This window comes from Dactylosporangium thailandense (assembly GCF_059739745.1).
The window spans coordinates 11415266-11431598 of sequence record NZ_AP029195.1; the positions used below are offsets into that span (position 1 = coordinate 11415266).

A 16333-nucleotide genomic window follows, 5' to 3' on the forward strand; every position below is an offset into this window, starting at 1 on the left:
GGCGGATGCGCGTCGTGCACGTCGTCAACGTCGCCGACACCGGCGGCGCCCAGACCGAGTTCCCGCCCGGACGGCTCTACGAGGACGTCGGCGTGTGCGCCCGGCTGCTGCGCCGCGCCCGCGCGGTCGCGTTCGTCTCCGGTCCGGCGTACTGCTACCTGCGGCGCCGGACCTCCATCACCGGCAGCTTCACGCCCCGCGTCCTCGACCTGCGCACCGGGGTCCTCGACGCCTGCGCGGTGCTGGCCGCCGAGCCGGGCCGCGCCTCCGCCGCCGGCCTGCTGCACTTCCGCCTCCGCACCGGCGCGATGTCGGTCGTCGACGCGGCCGCGCGGGCCCGGGCCGGGGCGGGCGCCTCGGTCGTCGAGATCGTGCGGCGCGACCTGCGGTTCAAGGACGTGCTCGCGGCCGTACGGCACGGTCTCTGGGTCGTCGCCGCCGGCGTCCTGCTCATCCTGCTCGCCCCGGGGTGGTACGCGCGCCTGTACCGCGCGGCGCACCTGCTCAAGCGCCGCCGCGAACGCCGCCTGGGCGCCCGGTGGCGGGAGCTCGCGCATGCCTGACGTGACCGTCGTGGTGCCCACGCACGACCGCCCGGCGCTGCTCGGGCGCGCGATCGCCTCGGTGCTGCGCCAGACGGTCCCCGCGGCGCAGATCGTGGTCGTGGACGACACCGGCAGCGCCGAGGGGGTCGCGGGGCGGTTCGGGGTGCGGTACATCCGCGTGGACTCGCACACCGCGGGCGCCTCCCGCAACCGGAGCGCCCGGCACGCCGACACCTCCCACCTGGCCTTCCTCGACGATGACGACGAATGGGAGCCGTCGTTGCTCGAGCGCCTCCTCGCCGCCGGGGAAGACCTGGCCGTGGCCTGGACGTGGTACCAGCGCGGCGCCGAGCGCCGCCCCGGCTGCACCCTCCCGAGCCGCCTGGCCGCCCCCGACTGCCTGCACCACAACCCGGGCCTGACCGGCAGCAACTTCGTCGTGCGCACCGCCGCCTTCCGCGCGCTGGGCGGCTTCGACCCGGCGCTGGCCGTCAACAACGACCTCGCCCTGCTGGTGCGCGCCCTCGACGCGGGCCTGCACCACGCCGTCGTGGCCGAGCGCCTGGTCGTGCAGCACAGCCGGCCTGGCCCGCCACCGCCTCGGCGGCCTGTCCCCGGCCTTCCATGACTGACCGGCACGCACCCCGGCTACTGGGCCCGGCTGCACGCCCTGCGCGTCCTCGCCCGCCGCCTGCCCTCGACGGTGAGCAACCCGGTGCTGGGCGCCCGCTACGGCGGCACGCTGATCCCGCACGCCCGGCCCTCGTCCGCGTCCGCGCGGCCGGCGCCGGCGAGCGGGCTGGCCGTCGTCTTCGCCGGGACACCCCGCCCGCACAAGGCCTCGACGAGCTGCGGCGCGCGGTCGCGGGGCTGCGCGACGAGGGCGCGACGCTCACGGTCATCGCCCCGCCGCCCGCCGACGCGCGCCCGTGGGAGCGCTGGACCGGGTGGACGTCGCTGCCCGAGGGGGAGCGGCTGGTCCGCGCGGCCGACGTCGTCGCGCGGCCGACCCGCCCGGAGGGGTGGGGCCTGGCGCAGCTGCCGGCGAAGCTCGTCGACGCGATGATGGCCGGCGCCGCGCGGGCGCCGTGGCCGGCCCGCTCGGCGTCGCCCGGGGCTTCGCGCTCGGCGCGGCCCTGTCCTGGCCCGTAGCGCTGCTCTGGCTGCGTCGCTCGACCGGGCTGCGGGTGGGCAGGCTGTTCACGCACGGCCTGCGCGCCCTCGCCGCGCTGACCGTCGCCGGGCTCGCCGCCGCGCTCGCGTCCGCCCCGCTCGGCTCGGGCTGGTGCGGGCTGATCGCGGCGGCCGTCGTGGTCCCGGCCTGCCCGGCGGTGCTGGTCGTGCTCCCTCAGAGGCGCTGGGGGACGCGCAGGCCCAGGTCGTGGTAGGCCGCGTCGATGACGGTCGCGTACGACGCGATCATCCGCGTGTGGCTGAACCGCTCGCGGCTGCCGAGCAGGCGCGGCGTGAACTCCGCGCGCCGGTCGACCGCCTCCGACCAGCCCGCCGCGATCGCGTCCGGGTCCGGCGCCGTGATCAGGCCGTGCCCGGCGACGATGATCGCGGTGTCGCCGATGTCGGTCGACACCGGCACCGCGCCGCACATCGCGCCCTCGATCAGGCACAGCGGGGCCGCCTCGCCGCTGGTGGACGTCAGGGCGACGACGTCGCTGGCGGCGTACACCGCCTCCATGTCGCGGCGGATGCCCATCAGGTGCAGGCGGGACAGGAACCGCGGCTCGTCGCCGAAGAGGTCGTTGAGCATCCCGCACAGCTCGGCGTTGGCCGTGGTCATGCCCGCGCCGCACACGAGGACGTGCCCGTTCGGCTCGCGCTCCAGGTAGCGGCGCGCGGAGGCCAGGAACAGCGGGATGTTCTTCATCGGGTCGTAGCGGGCGGCGAGGGTGACGACCTCGGCCTTCGCCGGCACGCCGAGCGAGCGGCGCAGCGCGGCCCGCCGCCGGGCCGGCACCGGCTGGAAGCGCGACAGGTCGACGCCGTTCGGGATGACCTTGAGCAGCCGCGACGGGATGCCCGCGGCCTCGTAGGCCGAGCGCGTCGACTCCGCGCAGCAGATCGCCGCGGCCACCCGCCCGTCGGCGACGGCGGTGCGGAACTCCGCCAGCGCGCTGCCCTGGTTCTCCGGGTCGGAGCGGTGCAGGCAGACCACGACCGGCCGGCGGGGGAAGCCGGGCAGGTTCACCAGCCGCAGCGGCTGCTCCTTGAGCGACAGGATGATGTCGGCCCGCTCCGCGTGTGCGAACGCGGTCGCGACCTCGGACGGGCTGAACGTCTTGCGGGCCGCGGTGTCGCCCCCGATGCGGCGGCCCAGCGGGCGCACGTCGACGCCGATCGCGTGCAGCGACCGATAGCTCGCGTCGTTCTCCATGCGCTGCAGCAGCGTCTCGCGGCGCATGGCCGCATAGATGCTCAGCACCGAATGGCGCTGGCTCCCCCCGGTGTGCAGCCCGGCCACGACCGTGGTGTGCAGGGCCCGGGCACCGCCGGAGAAAAAGCCCTCATAGATCGACATCACGCGCAGTTGGCTAGTCACGGGCAAATCATCACCCGTGGTGGGCGTCCTGTCAGGTTGAACCAGTGAACTGTGCGTTTCGGGGAAGTCACGGATTCGGTGAGGACGTCCTTCGATACGGTGCGTCGCCGTCATCGCCCTGGACGGTGACCAGCCCGGCCTCGTAGGCCAGGATCACCAGCTGCACCCGGTCCCGCACGCCGGTCTTCGCGATCGCCCGCGTGACGTGCGTCTTCGCGGTGAGCGGCCTGATGAACAGTGCCCGTGCGATCTCCTCGTTGGACAGTCCGCTCGCGACGAGCCGCACCACCTCGGCCCCCCGCGCGGTGAGCGGCTCCAGCCGTCGCCCGCCGCCCGGCACCGGCCGCCGCGCGAACTCGGTCACCACCCGGGCCGTGACGCTCGGTGACAGCAGCGCCTCGCCCGCCGCCACCACCCGCACCGCCCGGCGCAGCTCGTCCGGCTCCACCTCCTTGGTGAGGAACCCGCTGGCCCCCGCCCGCAGCGCGGCGAACACGTGGTCGTCGGTCTCGAACGTCGTCAGCACGATCACCCGCGTCCCGCCGAGCGCCGGATCGGCGCAGATCCGCGCGGTCGCGGCGATGCCGTCGAGCCCCGGCATCCGGATGTCCATGAGCACCACGTCGGGCCGGAACTCCCGGGCCGCGCGCACGGCCTCGTCGCCGGTGCCGGCCTCGGCGACCACGTCGATGTCCCGGCTGCGCCGCAGCAGGCTGCCGAACCCGGCCCGGACGAGGGCCTGGTCGTCGGCGAGCAGGACGCGCACGGTCATGTCGTCATCCTCGCTCGGACGCGCGCGGTCATGCTGGAATCCTGGCCTGGACGCGCGCGGTCATGCTGGAATCCTGGCCTGGACGCGCGCGGTCATGCTGGGATCCTCGCCTGGACGCGGAACCCGCCCTCGTCCGCCCCCGCGGCGAAGGCGCCCCCGAGCGCCGCGACCCGCTCGGCCAGCCCGCGCAGCCCGTGCCCGGCCGGCCCCGGGTCGCGGCCCGCCCCGTCGTCCTGGACCGCGACCTCCACGGACGGTCCATAGTGGACGAGCACGGTCACGCGCCGGGCTCCGGCGTGCTTGACGACGTTCGTGAGCGCCTCCCGCACGACCGCCGCGGCCACCAGCCGCACCGGCAGCGGCACCGCGTCCGCGTCCCCCTCGACGTCCAGCCGCGCGTCCAGCCCGGTCGCCCGGACCCCGGCGACGAGGTCCTCCAGCGCCGGCGGCGCGACGGGCGGGGCGATGCCGTCGCCGCCGGTGGTGCGCAGGACGCTCACGAGCGCGGACAGGTCGGCCATCGCGCGGCGGCGGATGTCCTGGGCCAGGCGCAGGGCCGCGCGGGCCTCGTCCGGGTCGGCGTCGAGCGCGTCCGCGGCGACGTTGACGTGCACGCCCACCACGGCGAGGGTGTGCGCCACCGCGTCGTGCACCTCCTGGGCGAGCCGCAGCCGCTCGGCCGTGCGCTGCTCGTCCAGCTCGACGCGCAGCCGCCGCAGGGACTCGTCCTGCCAGCGGCGCCAGTTGCGGTACGACACCGTGACCGCGAGCGCCGCGGACAGCCACAGCGCGTCGATCCCGACGCTCGCCCCGGCCGCCCGGGCGGAGTGCCCGAGCGTGGTCCAGTCGAGGTTGAACGCGCACAGGGCGTGCCCGGCGGCGATCGCGACGACGACGGCCGTACGGCGGGTCAGCGCCGCATACGCGTACAGCAGCGTCGCCGGCCACAGCCAGCCGGCCTCGGTGAGGTGCGCGAGGCGCAGCGCCAGAATGCTCGCCACGGCCAGGCCGAGAGCGCCGAGCGGGAAGCGCCGCTGCACCCACAGCAGCACGAACAGCGTCCCCGCCAGGCTGAGCGGCCCCGGCTCGGTGAGCGGGGCGCCCGCGGCCGCGGAAGCACTGAGCACCCCGAGCACGGTGACGGCCCCGAACGCGGCCGTGGTGGCGCGGGTCAGCGGTTGCATCGGACCACCGTCCCACGCCCGGCGGCCCCGCTCGCGCCGTGTCCGAACGCCGGTGACGGCCCCGAACGAGGCCGTGGTGGCGCGGGTCAGCGGTTGCATCGGACCACCGTCCCACGCCCGGCGGCCCCGCCCGCGCCGTGTCCGAACGCCGGTGCGCCGGATGCGAACAGCACCCCGATGAGCGCGGTGGCCAGCCCGATGACCAGCCCGGCGACCATCCTCTGGTTCGTCTCGTCCATGGCTTCGACGCTAGGGTCCGGCGCGTGTGCCGTCGTCGTCCGCGCGGAGACACCCGGGCGTACACCAATTGGTGTACGCCCCGGTCCCCGTTGCCCGGGTGGGTGCCGCCCGGGCCCGCGGATAGCTTCGCTGGTATGGGAAACGCCCGCCGCTGCGGCAAGCTCGCCGTCCTGGCCAACCCCGCCTCCCGCATCCCGGTGTGGATGGAGTGCGCCGTGCACCGGTTCACGCCCATGCAGATCGACCGCCGCTACGCCGGGATCGTCGAGCTGGAGTTCTCCTACGAGGAGACCCTGCGGCTGGGCTGGATCGTCGAATACGCCATGCTCTAGAGCATCCCCGGGTAGAGCAGGGACAGCTCCTGCGGATAGGCGGCGATCAGCCGCAGCTCGTCGTCGGTCAGCGGCCGCCCGGTGCTCGCGTTGACCAGCTGGACGAGCTGGAAGGTCCGGGTCTCGTCGGTGACCTCGACGCCGAGATCGTCCATGACGTGCCGGAAGCCGGCCAGCCCGCCGTACTCCCCGGTGAGCACGATCCGCCCCGCCCGCGCGTGCCGGTCCCGCGGGTGCGGCCCGAGCAGCTCCTCGTCGTAGAGCTCGTAGTTGCGGTGGTCCTTGAGCGCCCCGTCGGCGTGGATGCCGGACTCGTGCGCGAACGCGTTCGGCCCGACGCCGGGCTGGTTGTTGGGCAGCGGCTGGCCGAACGCGTAGGAGGCCCAGCCCGCGAAGCGCCGCGCCCACGTCAGGTCGAGCTCGTCGCCGATCCGCGCACCCTCCGGCACGCCGAAGCCGTGGCGCAGCGCCAGGATGCACGAGATCAGGTCGGCGTTGCCGGAGCGCTCGCCGATGCCGTTGACGCACGTGTTGATCCAGGCGTCCTGCCCGGCGGCCAGGTCGCCGAACGCGCCCGCGAGCGAGTTGGCCACGGCCATGCCCAGGTCGTTGTGGCAGTGCGTCTCGATCGGCATGCCGGCGGCGCCGGCCAGCTTGGCGAAGCGCTCCCCGATGCGGCCGGGGGTGTCGCCGCCGATCGTGTCGCAGTACCGCAGCCGGTCCGCCCCGGCCTCCTTCGCCGCGAGCGCGAACTCGGTGAGGAAGCTCTCGTCGGTGCGCGAGCCGTCCTCGGCGTTCACCCCGACGGTCTGCGCCCCCGCCGCCTTGGCCGCGCGCACGGCCGCGACCGTCTCGCGGATCAGCGCGTCCCGGTCGAGCCGGCCGCGGAACTTGTTCTGCAGCATCTGATCGGACGTGGAGATGGACAGGTTGTAGTGGCGCAGCCCGAGCCCGGCGGAGCGCTCGACGTCGCCGGCGACCGCCCGGCACCAGCCCGACAGCCGCAGCGAGCCGAACGCGCCGGCCCGCTCGAGGGCGGTCTGCGCGCGCACGTACGGCACCTCGTGGAACAGGAACGGGAACCCGATCTCGGACTGCGCCACCCCCAGCCGCCCGAGATAGAAGTTCACCATGGTCTTGCCGAACTTCGACAGCCCGGTCCGGGCCGTCTGCACCCCGTCGCGATTGGTGACGTCGAGGAAGTGAATCCGAGGTGTTGACATACCTCCAGGTTGACTGTCGAATCTGATTTGTGTCAACGTTGACGAAAATCAACATAGTAACGTCGTCGTGCGTGAGCGAGTGGATGAGTGCCGAAGAGGCGGCCGACCGGCTGGGCGTCAAGCCCGCGACGCTGTACGCGTACGTCAGCCGCGGCACCCTGACCCGCCGCAAGCACGAGGGCCGCAGCGTGTTCAACCGCGCCGAGATCGAGGAGCTGGCCCGCCGGGGCCGGCCGCGGCGCCAGGCCGGCGCCACCGAGCTCGTCATCGAGTCGGCCATCACCATGCTCGGCGAGGACCGGCACTACTACCGCGGCCGCGAGGCGATCGCCCTCGCCGCGACGTGGCGCCTGGAGGAGACCGCGCTCTGGCTGTGGACCGGGGCCGAACCCGCGGCCGCCGGTTCCTGGGACGCCGCGCCCGGCGCGCTCGCCGCAGCGGCCGTCGGCTCCTGGGACGCCGCGCCCGGCGCGCTCGCCATGGCCCAGCAGGCCGGGCCCGGCGCGCTCGCCGCAGCTCGGGAGGTCCGGCGTGGGCTGTCCGGCGACTGGGAGGCCGCGCCCGGCGCGCTCGCCGCGGCCCAGGAGGCCCAGCGCGGGCTGTCCGGCGACGTGCTGCCGCTCGAGCGGCTCCAGGTCATCGTCACCGCGCTCGCCGCGGCCGACCCCGTGCGGCACAACCTGGACCCGGCCGCCGTCGCGCAGACCGGCAAGGGGCTCATGGCCGGCATGGTCGACGCGCTGCCCGGCCCCGGCCCAAGCTCCCGTCAAACCTCCCGTCCAAACTCCCGCAAGGGCCGCGACCGGGGCCTGCACACGCGGCTGTGGCACAAGCTCGGCGCCGCCCGGGCCGAGGAGGGCCTGGCCGACGTCCTGCGATTCGCGCTCGTGCTGCTCGCCGACCACGAGCTCGCCGCGTCCACGCTCGCGGCCCGCGTCGCGGCTTCGGTGCGCGCCGACCCGTACGCCGTCGTCACCACCGGCCTCGGCACCGTCAGCGGGGCCCTGCACGGCGGCGCGTCCCTCGGCGTCGAGTCCCTGCTCGCCGAGATCACCGAGCCGGAGCGCGCCGCGCAGGCGATGGGGGAGCGGCTGCGGCGGGGCGAGCGCGTCGCCGGCTTCGGGCACGCGGTGTACCGCGCCGGCGACGCCCGCGGCGACGCGCTCATGGACCGGATCCGCGCCGCGGTGCCGGGCTACCCGCGCCTCGCCGTCGCCGAGGCGGTGCTGGAGGAGGCCCGCCGCCGCGCCCTGCCCGCCATGAACATCGACTTCCCGCTCGGCGTGCTCACCCACCTGGCCGGCATGCCCCGCGGCGCCGGCGAGGCGATCTTCGGCGTGGCGCGCACGGCCGGGTGGCTCGCCCACGCGATGGAGGAGTACGCGAACCCCACCCGGCTGCGGCTGCGCGCCGCCTACACGGGGCCGCTGGCCTGACCGCCCCGGCACGCTTCTCGCGCCGGGCGGCGTGGCCGGTTCGGCACCCTTCTTGCGCCGTGCAGGCGAGCAAGGGGTGCGGATATCGGGGGGCGGGTCGATACAGTCGGTAGGTGACCACGGACAACCCGTTCTTCGCGCCGAGCGACCTGCCGTATCAGCTGCCGCCCTTCGACCGCATCGAGGTCGAGCACTACCCGCCGGCCTTCGAGCGGGGCATGCGGGAGCAGCGCGCCGAGGTCGCCGCCATCGCCGCCGACCCGGCCCCGCCGACGTTCGACAACACCCTGGTGGCCCTGGAGCGCTCGGGGCGGATCCTCCAGCGCGTCTCGGCCGCGTTCTTCACGCTGACGAGCTCGCACACGTCGGACCGGCTGCAGGAGATCGAAGCCGATGTCGTACCGCGGCTGTCGGCCCACAGCGACGCCATCATGCTCGATCCAGGGCTCTACGCGCGCGTCAAGGACCTGTACGAGCGGCGCGACGAGCTCGGCCTCGACGCCGAGGGCGCCTGGCTGCTGGAGCGCTACCGCACCGAGTTCGTGCGGGCCGGCGCCGAGCTGTCCGAGGCCCAGCACGAGCGCCTGCGCGAGATCAACGCCGAGCTGGCCGGGCTCGCCACCGACTTCGGCAACCTGGTGCGCGACGACATGAAGGCCCGGGCCGTGATCGTCGAGGACGAGGCGGCCCTGGACGGGCTGTCCGCCGACGCCGTGGCCGCCGCGGCGGTCGCGGGCAAGGACCGGGGCCTCGACGGGCAGTACGCGCTCAACCTCGTCCTGCCCACCTCCCAGCCGCCGCTGGCCGCCCTGCACGACCGGGCCCTGCGCGAGCGCCTGCACGCCGCCTCCGTCGGCCGCGGTGCGGGCGGCGCCAACGACACCACCGGGCTGGTGCTGCGCATCGTGCGGCTGCGGGCCGAGCGGGCCCGGCTGCTGGGCTACGACAACCACGCCGCCTACAACATCTCCGACAACACCGCGCGCTCGGTGACCGCGGTCGAGGAGATGCTCGCCAAGCTCGTCCCGGCGGCGATGGCCAACGCCGCCACCGAGGCCGACGACCTGCAGGCCGTCATCGGCGACGAGTTCACGCTGCAACCCTGGGACTGGGCGTACTACACCGAGCGCCTCCGCCGCGAGCGCTACGCGATCGACGAGAGCGAGCTGCGGCCGTACTTCGAGCTCGAGCGCGTCCTGCACGACGGGGTCTTCTTCGCCGCGGGGCAGCTGTACGGGCTGCGCTTCACCGAGCGGCCGGACCTGCACGCGTACCATCCGGATGCCCGCGTCTTCGAGGTCTTCGATCACGACGGGAGCCCGCTCGGGCTCTACATCGGCGACTTCTTCACCCGCGCGTCCAAGCGCGGCGGGGCCTGGGCGAACGCGCTGGTGCCGCAGGCGCGGCTGTTCGGCACGTCCCCGGTCGTGTGCAACAACCTCAACGTGAACCGGGCGCCGGAGGGCGAGCCGACGCTGCTCACCCTCGACGAGGTGCGCACCCTGTTCCACGAGTTCGGGCACGCGCTGCACACGCTGTTCTCGTCGGTGCAGTATCCGAAGTTCGCGGGCACGCGGGTGCCGCGGGACTTCGTGGAGTACCCGTCGCAGGTCAACGAGGTGTGGATGCTCTGGCCGGAGGTGCTCGAGCACTACGCCCGCCACCACGTCACCGGCGACCGCCTCCCGCAGGAGGTCGTGGACCGGCTCCAGGCGGCCGAGCAGTTCAACAAGGGGTTCGCGACGGTGGAGTACCTCGCGGCGACCCTGCTCGACCTCGCGTGGCACACGCTGGACGTGGAGGCGGCCGCGGCCGTCACCGACGTCGTGGCCTTCGAGGCCGCGGCCCTGGAGCGGGCCGGGGTGGTGACGCCGTTCGTACCGCCCCGCTACCGCACGCCCTACTTCGCGCACATCTTCAGCGGGGCCGCGTACAGCGCCGGTTACTACTCGTACATCTGGAGCGAGGTCCTCGACGCCGACACCGTCGACTGGCTGACCGAGCGCGGGGGCCTGCGCCGCGACAGCGGCGACGCGTTCCGTGACGGGCTCCTGGCGCGGGGTGGCAGCGCCGACTCGATGGAGGTGTACCGCGCCTTCCGCGGCCGCGACCCGCTCATCGAACCGCTGCTCAGGCGCCGTGGGCTGCTCGGCGACGCGAAGTCATGACGCAGCGTGAAGATTCTCGGATTCCTTAGGTTTTGTTAAAGGAGGCGGATCCCGCCTTTCGGTACGGGCGCCACGTTCGTAAGCTGTCGCGGTGCGTGGCGCCACCCCCCGGCGTAGGCGCGCGGCCGGTCGCCGTCTGCATCTGAGCAGAATGGTGCTCCTCGCCGCGATCAGCCTCGTCGCTTCGTTGATCAGTGTCGGTGTGTCGTGGGCGATCTTCCCGGCGCAGCCGCCGGCTCCGGTCGCGGACGACACGAGCTTCGACTCCGCGAAGTTCTACGAGACCCACGCCCGCGCCAACGCGGCCCGCGGCGCGGCCCAGGCCGCCCTGCCGGGCCAGCCGCTGGTGCCGAAGCCGGTGGCAGGCTTGACCCAGGCCCAGACCAACAACGCCTACATCGTCGTCGAGGTGGCCAGGCAGATGGGCCTGCCGGAGCGAGCGATGGTCGTGGCAATCGCGACGGCGCTGCAGGAGACGTACCTGAAGAACCTGGCGAACCCAAAGGTCCCCGCGTCGATGAAGCTCCCGCACGAGGGAACCGGGACGAATTACGATTCGGTGGGAATCTTCCAGCAGCGGGTGAGCATCTGGGGCACACCGGAGCAGCTCATGGACCCGGCCTTCGCGTCCGCCAAGTTCTACACGAAACTGCAGAAGGTCGGCGGCTGGGAGAAAATGAGCGTCACGAACGCGGCCCAGGCCGTGCAGCGCAGCGCCTTCGCGAGCGCCTACGCGAAGCACGCGACCAACGCCCAGAAAATCGTCGACGAACTCACTGCGGGCGACTGACCCTTTTACGGCGTCGGCCCCCCCCTTTCCGTGGCGCCAGTCGTCATGGTGTGACCTGCAGAAGAATGTTTTCACCATGTGCGCGGGTATGCTTGCGTTGATCGTGGTTCGGGTAGTGTTCTGAGATAATTTTACCGTGGGGCAGATGCAATTGTTCAGCTCGCGGGAATTGGCTGCCATGCGCGATCGGACGAAGGCGCAGAATTGGTGGCCGGGGAAGGACGAATTCCGCCGGGAACAACAACGGCGGCGTGATTACGGCTTGGCGAGACGGCACGCGGAGAAGCTCCGCCGCATCCACGGCCCAGCGACACCCACGGCCGAACCACCCACACCGGCGCCGCCCACGCCGCTCCCGCCGGCGCTGCTCCCGCCGGCGCTGCTCCCGCCCACGCCGTCCGCGTCTGCACCCGTGTCCGCGCCGCCCGTTTCCGCACCTGTGTCCGCGCCGGCCGAGCCCGCGTCCAGGCCCACGCCGCCCACGCCCACGCAAGTCGCGTCCACGCCGCCCACGCCCACGCGGGTCGCGTCCACGCCGCCCACGCCCACGCAGGTCGGGTCCACGCCGCCCACGCCCACGCAGGTCGCGTCCACGCCGCCCACGCCCACGCAGGTCGGGTCCACGCCGCCCACGCCCACGCAGGTCGGGTCCACGCCGCCCACGCCCACGCAGGTCGGGTCCACGCCGCCCACGCCCGCCTCCGTGCCCGCACCGCCCCGGTCCGTGTCCACGCCGCCTGTGTCCGCGCCGCCTGTGTCCGCGTCGCTCGCCCCGTGCCGCCCATGCCACGTTCGCGCCGCTCGCGCGCGCCCACTTCGGCCTCCGCGCCTCTCGCGCCCACCCAGGTCCGTGTCCACGGCGCCGACGCCGCCTGCGTCCACGTCCGCGCCGCCCGTTTCCGCGCCGCCCGTTTCCGCGCCGCCCGTTTCCGCGCCGCCCGTTTCCGCACCTGTGTCCGCGCCGGACGAGCCCGCGTCCAGGCCCACGCCGCCGTCCCCGTCCCCGTCCGCGCAGCTCGCGCCTGTGCCGCCCACGCTGACGCCACCCACGCCCACGCAGGTCGCGTCCGCGCCCGCCTCCGCCTCTGTGCTCGCACCGACCCAGTCCGCGCCCGCGCTGCCCGCGCCCGCGCTGCCCGCGCCGCCCGCGCTGCCCGCGCCCGCGCTGCCCGCGCCCGCGCTGCCCGCGCCCGCGCTGCCCGCGCCGCCCGCGCTGCCCGCGCCGCCCGCGCTGCCCGCGCCCGCGCTGCCCGCGCCCGCGCTGCCCGCGCCGCCCGCGCTGCCCGCGTCCGCGCTGCCCGCGTCCGCGCTGCCCGCGTCCGCGCTGCCCGCGTCCGCGCTGCCCGCGTCCGCGCTGCCCGCGTCCGCGCTGCCCGCGTCCGCGCTGCCCGCGTCCGCGCTGCCCGCGCCCGCGCTGCCCGCGCCCGCGCTGCCCGCGCTGCCCGCGTCCGCGCTGCCCGCGTCCGCGCTGCCCGCGTCCGCGCTGCCCGCGCCCGCGCTGCCCGCGCCCGCGCTGCCCGCGCTGCCCGCGTCCGCGCTGCCCGCGTCCGCGCTGCCCGCGCTGCCCGCGTCCGCGCTGCCCGCGCTGCCCGCGTCCGCGCTGCCCGCGCTGCCCGCGTCCGCGCTGCCCGCGCTGCCCGCGTCCGCGCTGCCCGCGCCCGCGCTGCCCGCGCTGCCCGCGTCCGCGCTGCCCGCGCTGCCCGCGTCCGCGCTGCCCGCGTCCGCACCGCCGCGGTCCGCGCCCGCACCGCCCCGGTCCGCGCCCGCGCTGCCCGCGCCCGCGCGGCCCAGTTTCGGCGGCCGGCCATGCTGCCGCGGCACAACGGCACCTTCCAGACAATCGCACCCAACCGGCCGTGAAGAGCCCTGGCTCGCCCCTGCGCCAGGCGATTTTCCTCCGGCGCGATGAATGCACGGCCCACGCAATCAAGCCACGGCATCGCCCCGCCGCAACCGGCACCGACCGCCAAGAGCGACCAAGCCACGAACCCCGGCAGAAAGCCGGATCAGAAAGCCCCCAAAGATCCCGCAAACCCGAATAATCCAGGCAAAACCAGCACTGGTCCAACCAGTTGATGAGTGGCAGACTCCCGGGGCATGGAGTTCGTCCCGGCCGCCCGTGTCTCGGTCTCCGACCACGTCTTCGCTCAGCTCCGCGACGCCATCCTCGCCGGTGACTACCAGCCCGACGCCAGCCTGCCCAGCGAACGCGACCTCGCCGCCGTCTTCGAGGTCAACCGGCACGCGGTGCGCGAGGCGCTGCGCAGGCTCCAGCAGCTCGGCCTGGTGCGGGTGGCCCAGGGCGGCGCCACGAGAGTCCTGGACTGGCGCGAGCACGCCGGCCTCGACCTCGCGATGGCCGCCGGTGCCCAGGATCGCCTCCCCGTCGAGCACCTGGTCCGCGACGTGCTCGAGATGCGGGCCTGCCTCGGGGCCGACGCCGCGCGGCTGTGTGCGCGGCGTGGCACCGCGGCGGACAAGGCCGCGGTGGGGGCGGCGATCGAGGCGTACGCGCAGGAGGCCCCCGACCTCGAGCGCATGGGCGCCGCGAACATCGCGCTGTGGCGGGCGATCCTGCTCGGCAGCGGCAACACCGCCTACCTGCTCGCCTTCAACAGTCTCGTCGGCGGCGCGCTCGCCGTCGGCCGGGTCCCCGCCGCCCACCGGACCGCCGAGCTGCTCGACATCGCCGGGCACCGCCGCCTCGGCGAGTGCATCGACGCCGGCGACGGCGCCGCCGCCCAGCGCCAGGCCGAGACGCTGCTCAACGCCCCGATTCGGAAGAAGGGAGGAATCGCCGCATGATCCCCGCCGTGCTGTACGCCGTGCCGGCGTTCCTGCTGCTGATTGTCATGGAGGCGGTCTCGTACCGCTTCCTCCCCGACGACGAGGAGCGGGGCTACGAGGTCCGCGACACCGCCACCAGCCTGTCGATGGGCCTGGGCAGCCAGATCATCGGCGTGCCCTGGAAGCTCCTCGTCGCGGTCGCCTTCGCCGGGCTCTACGTGCTGACCCCGCTGCGGATGGACCCGCACAGCCCGTGGACGTGGGCGGTGCTCTTCCTCGCCGACGACCTCGCGTACTACTGGTTCCACCGCCTGCACCACGAGGTCCGCGTGTTCTGGGCCGGGCACGTGGTGCACCACTCGAGCGTGTTCTTCAACCTCAGCACCGCGCTGCGCCAGAGCTGGACCCCGATGACCGCCACGCCCTTCTGGCTGTTCCTGCCGCTGCTGGGCATCCCGCCGTGGATGGTCTTCCTGCAGCAGTCGATCAGCCTGGCGTACCAGTTCTTCCTGCACAGCGAGCGGGTGAACCGGCTCTGGGCGCCGATCGAGTGGGTCTTCAACACCCCGTCGCACCACCGCGTGCACCACGGCGCCAACCGGGAGTACCTCGACCGCAACTACGGCGGCATCCTCATCGTCTGGGACCGGATCTTCGGCACCTTCGAGCCCGAGCGCGCCCCGGTCACGTACGGCCTGACGAAGAACATCGCCACCTACAACCCGCTGCGGGTCGCCACCCACGAGTACGCGGCCATCTGGTCCGACGTCCGCCGCGCGACCCGCTGGAGCGACCGGCTCCGCTTCGTGTTCGGCCGCCCCGGCTGGCAGCCGTCGACGTGAAGCTGAAGCTCTTCTGGCTGGCCGTCGCCGTCGAGCTGATCGGCGTCGCCACGGACCAGCACCTCCTGCAGTGGATCGCCAAGCCCCTCATCGCGCCGCTGCTGCTGTGGTACCTCCACAAGCGCGGCCCGATCGCGACGGCGCTGGTCTTCGCGACCATCGGCGACATCGTGCTGCTGATCCCGGGAAAGCTCACGTTCCTGCTGGGCATGGCCGCGTTCCTCGGCACCCAGATCGCCCTGCTCACCGGGTTCCTGCGCAGCGGCCGGCCCCGAGCGCTCGCCATCGCCGGGTACGCGGTGCTCTGGGTGGGCGTCAACGCCGCCCTCTGGGGCCAGCTCGGCGGGCTGCGGGGCCCGATCCTGGGGTACAGCCTCGCCCTGGCCGCCATGGCCTGCGCCGCGACCGGCGTGTGCGCCCGCACCGGCCTCGGCGGCGCGCTGTTCCTGGTGTCCGACCTGCTCATCGGCGTCGGCGCGGCCGGGCTGGACTTCCCCGGGCGGGACCTCGTGGTGATGGCGACCTACGCGGCCGCGCTGTACCTCATCGTCACGGCCGCGGCGGTCAGTGCGCGTGCGCCGGAACCGAGACCCGCAGCACGTCGGTGAGGGCGGGGATCTCGTCGCCGGGGGAGTACTCGAACCGCACCCGCACCTCGTCGCCGGTGAGCACCTCGACCGGCTCGCTCACCGGCACCACGAGGTAGTTCATGGTCCAGTCGACGCTGCCGGCCGGCTCGTACAGCAGGGTCAGGAGGTTCTTCGTGACGAGCCGGACCGCGTTGACCACGGCCGGCCGCTCGGCCACGAACGTCAGGTCGGCCGCGCACCGGGCCGGCAGCGGCTCGGAGTAGAAGAACTGCTGGAACACCTGCGGCGGCGCGGCCTCCACCGTGCGCGGCTGGACGCTCTCCGGCAGCTGGAACACCGGCGCCGGCACCGTGTACCCCATGTATGTGAAGTCCTGCTCGACCGGCTGGACCGCCTGCACGCAGGCCTCGGGCAGGAACCGGGGCAGCGGCCCGCCGACGTGGTGCAGGTAGCGTCGCTTGAACGCGGCCAGCACCTCGATCTGGCGCTCCCGCAGCAGCCCGACGTGCAGCATCTCGCACATCACCAGGTCCACGGGCTCGTCGGGCAGGTAGTCGCGGGCGTCGGCGTGCAGGATGCGCACCGCGTCGCCGGTCGCGGCCCGCAGCGCGGCCCGGGCGGCGGCGTAGACCCGCGGCTCGCGCTCGATCGCGGTCACGACCGCGCCCGCGCGGGCGGCGAAGTAGCTGAGCACCCCGGTGCCCGCGCCGAGGTCGAGCACCCGCATCCCCGGCCGTACGGTCCGGGCGATCGCGTCGGCGAAGGCCCGCATGCGGCGCTCGTCGGTGAGCAGCAGCGCCTGGTACTGCAGCGGGATGATGTCGGCGGGGAACCCCGTGTACTCGGTGCTGAGGTGCTCCATGCGCACAG

General features: G+C 74.3%; 18 protein-coding genes. 11 read left to right on the forward strand and 7 right to left on the reverse strand.

Features of this window, described 5'->3' with window-relative positions; translation table 11 throughout:
* Nucleotides 1-5: 5 nt before the first annotated feature.
* The 3 genes from AC6JBM_RS51275 (at nt 6) to AC6JBM_RS51285 (ending at nt 1933) form a co-directional block, all read left to right on the forward strand.
* Nucleotides 6-563, forward strand: a complete 558-nt coding sequence (locus tag AC6JBM_RS51275) for a hypothetical protein (protein ID WP_497980782.1) — start codon at nt 6-8, stop codon at nt 561-563.
* Nucleotides 556-1173 (forward strand): glycosyltransferase family 2 protein, encoded by a 618-nt coding sequence (locus tag AC6JBM_RS51280; protein WP_497980783.1) that lies wholly within the window; start codon nt 556-558, stop codon nt 1171-1173. The genes AC6JBM_RS51275 and AC6JBM_RS51280 overlap by 8 nt, the downstream gene beginning before the upstream one ends.
* 460 nt (nt 1174-1633) lie before the next feature.
* Nucleotides 1634-1933: a hypothetical protein gene (locus AC6JBM_RS51285; RefSeq protein WP_497980784.1), complete on the forward strand. Its 300-nt coding sequence runs from the start codon at nt 1634-1636 to the stop codon at nt 1931-1933.
* Here AC6JBM_RS51285 and AC6JBM_RS51290 read toward each other — a convergent pair.
* From AC6JBM_RS51290 to AC6JBM_RS51305, 4 genes are all read right to left on the reverse strand, one after another.
* A complete protein-coding gene (locus AC6JBM_RS51290; protein WP_497980785.1) occupies nt 1894-3099 on the reverse strand; it encodes a glycosyltransferase in 1206 nt (401 codons plus the stop codon). The two genes, AC6JBM_RS51285 and AC6JBM_RS51290, sit on opposite strands and share 40 nt — an antisense overlap.
* Nucleotides 3100-3166: 67 nt before the next feature.
* A complete protein-coding gene (locus AC6JBM_RS51295; RefSeq protein ID WP_497980786.1) occupies nt 3167-3871 on the reverse strand; it encodes a response regulator transcription factor in 705 nt (234 codons plus the stop codon).
* 92 nt (nt 3872-3963) lie between these two features.
* On the reverse strand, nt 3964-5055 hold the full coding sequence (locus AC6JBM_RS51300) for a sensor histidine kinase (protein WP_497980787.1): 1092 nt from the start codon (nt 5053-5055) through the stop codon (nt 3964-3966).
* 86 nt (nt 5056-5141) lie between these two features.
* Nucleotides 5142-5294 (reverse strand): hypothetical protein, encoded by a 153-nt coding sequence (locus AC6JBM_RS51305; protein WP_497980788.1) that lies wholly within the window; start codon nt 5292-5294, stop codon nt 5142-5144.
* Nucleotides 5295-5429: 135 nt separating this feature from the next.
* Between AC6JBM_RS51305 and AC6JBM_RS51310 the strand changes: the two genes are divergently transcribed.
* Nucleotides 5430-5627 (forward strand): hypothetical protein, encoded by a 198-nt coding sequence (locus AC6JBM_RS51310; RefSeq protein ID WP_497980789.1) that lies wholly within the window; start codon nt 5430-5432, stop codon nt 5625-5627.
* Here AC6JBM_RS51310 and AC6JBM_RS51315 read toward each other — a convergent pair.
* Nucleotides 5624-6850, reverse strand: coding sequence for a LeuA family protein (locus AC6JBM_RS51315; RefSeq protein ID WP_497980790.1), 1227 nt, complete (start codon nt 6848-6850; stop codon nt 5624-5626). The two genes, AC6JBM_RS51310 and AC6JBM_RS51315, sit on opposite strands and share 4 nt — an antisense overlap.
* A 71-nt stretch (nt 6851-6921) precedes the next feature.
* Between AC6JBM_RS51315 and AC6JBM_RS51320 the strand changes: the two genes are divergently transcribed.
* The 3 genes from AC6JBM_RS51320 (at nt 6922) to AC6JBM_RS51330 (ending at nt 11244) form a co-directional block, all read left to right on the forward strand.
* A complete protein-coding gene (locus tag AC6JBM_RS51320; RefSeq protein ID WP_497980791.1) occupies nt 6922-8286 on the forward strand; it encodes a citrate synthase in 1365 nt (454 codons plus the stop codon).
* A gap of 113 nt (nt 8287-8399) precedes the next feature.
* Entirely contained in the window at nt 8400-10454 is a 2055-nt protein-coding gene (locus AC6JBM_RS51325) for a M3 family metallopeptidase (RefSeq protein WP_497980792.1), read from the forward strand.
* Between the two features lie 151 nt (nt 10455-10605).
* A complete protein-coding gene (locus AC6JBM_RS51330; protein ID WP_497980793.1) occupies nt 10606-11244 on the forward strand; it encodes a hypothetical protein in 639 nt (212 codons plus the stop codon).
* 255 nt (nt 11245-11499) lie between these two features.
* On the opposite strand, the gene AC6JBM_RS51335 is transcribed toward AC6JBM_RS51330, so the two are convergent.
* On the reverse strand, nt 11500-11976 hold the full coding sequence (locus AC6JBM_RS51335) for a hypothetical protein (protein WP_497980794.1): 477 nt from the start codon (nt 11974-11976) through the stop codon (nt 11500-11502).
* A gap of 355 nt (nt 11977-12331) precedes the next feature.
* On the opposite strand from AC6JBM_RS51335, the gene AC6JBM_RS51340 reads away from it, so the two are divergent.
* The 4 genes from AC6JBM_RS51340 (at nt 12332) to AC6JBM_RS51355 (ending at nt 15481) form a co-directional block, all read left to right on the forward strand.
* Nucleotides 12332-13153, forward strand: a complete 822-nt coding sequence (locus tag AC6JBM_RS51340) for a hypothetical protein (RefSeq protein ID WP_497980795.1) — start codon at nt 12332-12334, stop codon at nt 13151-13153.
* Nucleotides 13154-13341: 188 nt separating this feature from the next.
* Nucleotides 13342-14049, forward strand: a complete 708-nt coding sequence (locus AC6JBM_RS51345; RefSeq protein WP_497980796.1) for a FadR/GntR family transcriptional regulator — start codon at nt 13342-13344, stop codon at nt 14047-14049.
* Nucleotides 14046-14873, forward strand: coding sequence for a sterol desaturase family protein (locus AC6JBM_RS51350; RefSeq protein ID WP_497980797.1), 828 nt, complete (start codon nt 14046-14048; stop codon nt 14871-14873). The genes AC6JBM_RS51345 and AC6JBM_RS51350 overlap by 4 nt, the downstream gene beginning before the upstream one ends.
* A complete protein-coding gene (locus tag AC6JBM_RS51355) occupies nt 14870-15481 on the forward strand; it encodes a lysoplasmalogenase family protein (RefSeq protein ID WP_497980798.1) in 612 nt (203 codons plus the stop codon). Before AC6JBM_RS51350 ends, AC6JBM_RS51355 begins: the two co-directional genes overlap by 4 nt.
* Here the strand turns inward: AC6JBM_RS51355 and AC6JBM_RS51360 are convergent.
* Complete coding sequence (locus tag AC6JBM_RS51360) at nt 15438-16325, reverse strand: methyltransferase domain-containing protein (protein WP_350618645.1); 888 nt, start codon at nt 16323-16325, stop codon at nt 15438-15440. The genes AC6JBM_RS51355 and AC6JBM_RS51360 overlap by 44 nt on opposite strands.
* Nucleotides 16326-16333 lie beyond the last annotated feature (8 nt).

Bases quoted from the DNA above. Each gene is read 5' to 3' on its own strand.
- AC6JBM_RS51345 (WP_497980796.1), top strand. From the start codon at position 13,342: ATGGAGTTCGTCCCGGCCGCCCGTGTCTCGGTCTCCGACCACGTCTTC.
- AC6JBM_RS51360 (WP_350618645.1), bottom strand. From the start codon at position 16,325: ATGGAGCACCTCAGCACCGAGTACACGGGGTTCCCCGCCGACATCATC.
- AC6JBM_RS51280 (WP_497980783.1), top strand. From the start codon at position 556: ATGCCTGACGTGACCGTCGTGGTGCCCACGCACGACCGCCCGGCGCTG.
- AC6JBM_RS51305 (WP_497980788.1), bottom strand. From the start codon at position 5,294: ATGGACGAGACGAACCAGAGGATGGTCGCCGGGCTGGTCATCGGGCTG.
- AC6JBM_RS51350 (WP_497980797.1), top strand. From the start codon at position 14,046: ATGATCCCCGCCGTGCTGTACGCCGTGCCGGCGTTCCTGCTGCTGATT.
- AC6JBM_RS51300 (WP_497980787.1), bottom strand. From the start codon at position 5,055: ATGCAACCGCTGACCCGCGCCACCACGGCCGCGTTCGGGGCCGTCACC.
- AC6JBM_RS51275 (WP_497980782.1), top strand. From the start codon at position 6: ATGCGCGTCGTGCACGTCGTCAACGTCGCCGACACCGGCGGCGCCCAG.
- AC6JBM_RS51310 (WP_497980789.1), top strand. From the start codon at position 5,430: ATGGGAAACGCCCGCCGCTGCGGCAAGCTCGCCGTCCTGGCCAACCCC.
- AC6JBM_RS51295 (WP_497980786.1), bottom strand. From the start codon at position 3,871: ATGACCGTGCGCGTCCTGCTCGCCGACGACCAGGCCCTCGTCCGGGCC.
- AC6JBM_RS51315 (WP_497980790.1), bottom strand. From the start codon at position 6,850: ATGTCAACACCTCGGATTCACTTCCTCGACGTCACCAATCGCGACGGG.
- AC6JBM_RS51330 (WP_497980793.1), top strand. From the start codon at position 10,606: ATGGTGCTCCTCGCCGCGATCAGCCTCGTCGCTTCGTTGATCAGTGTC.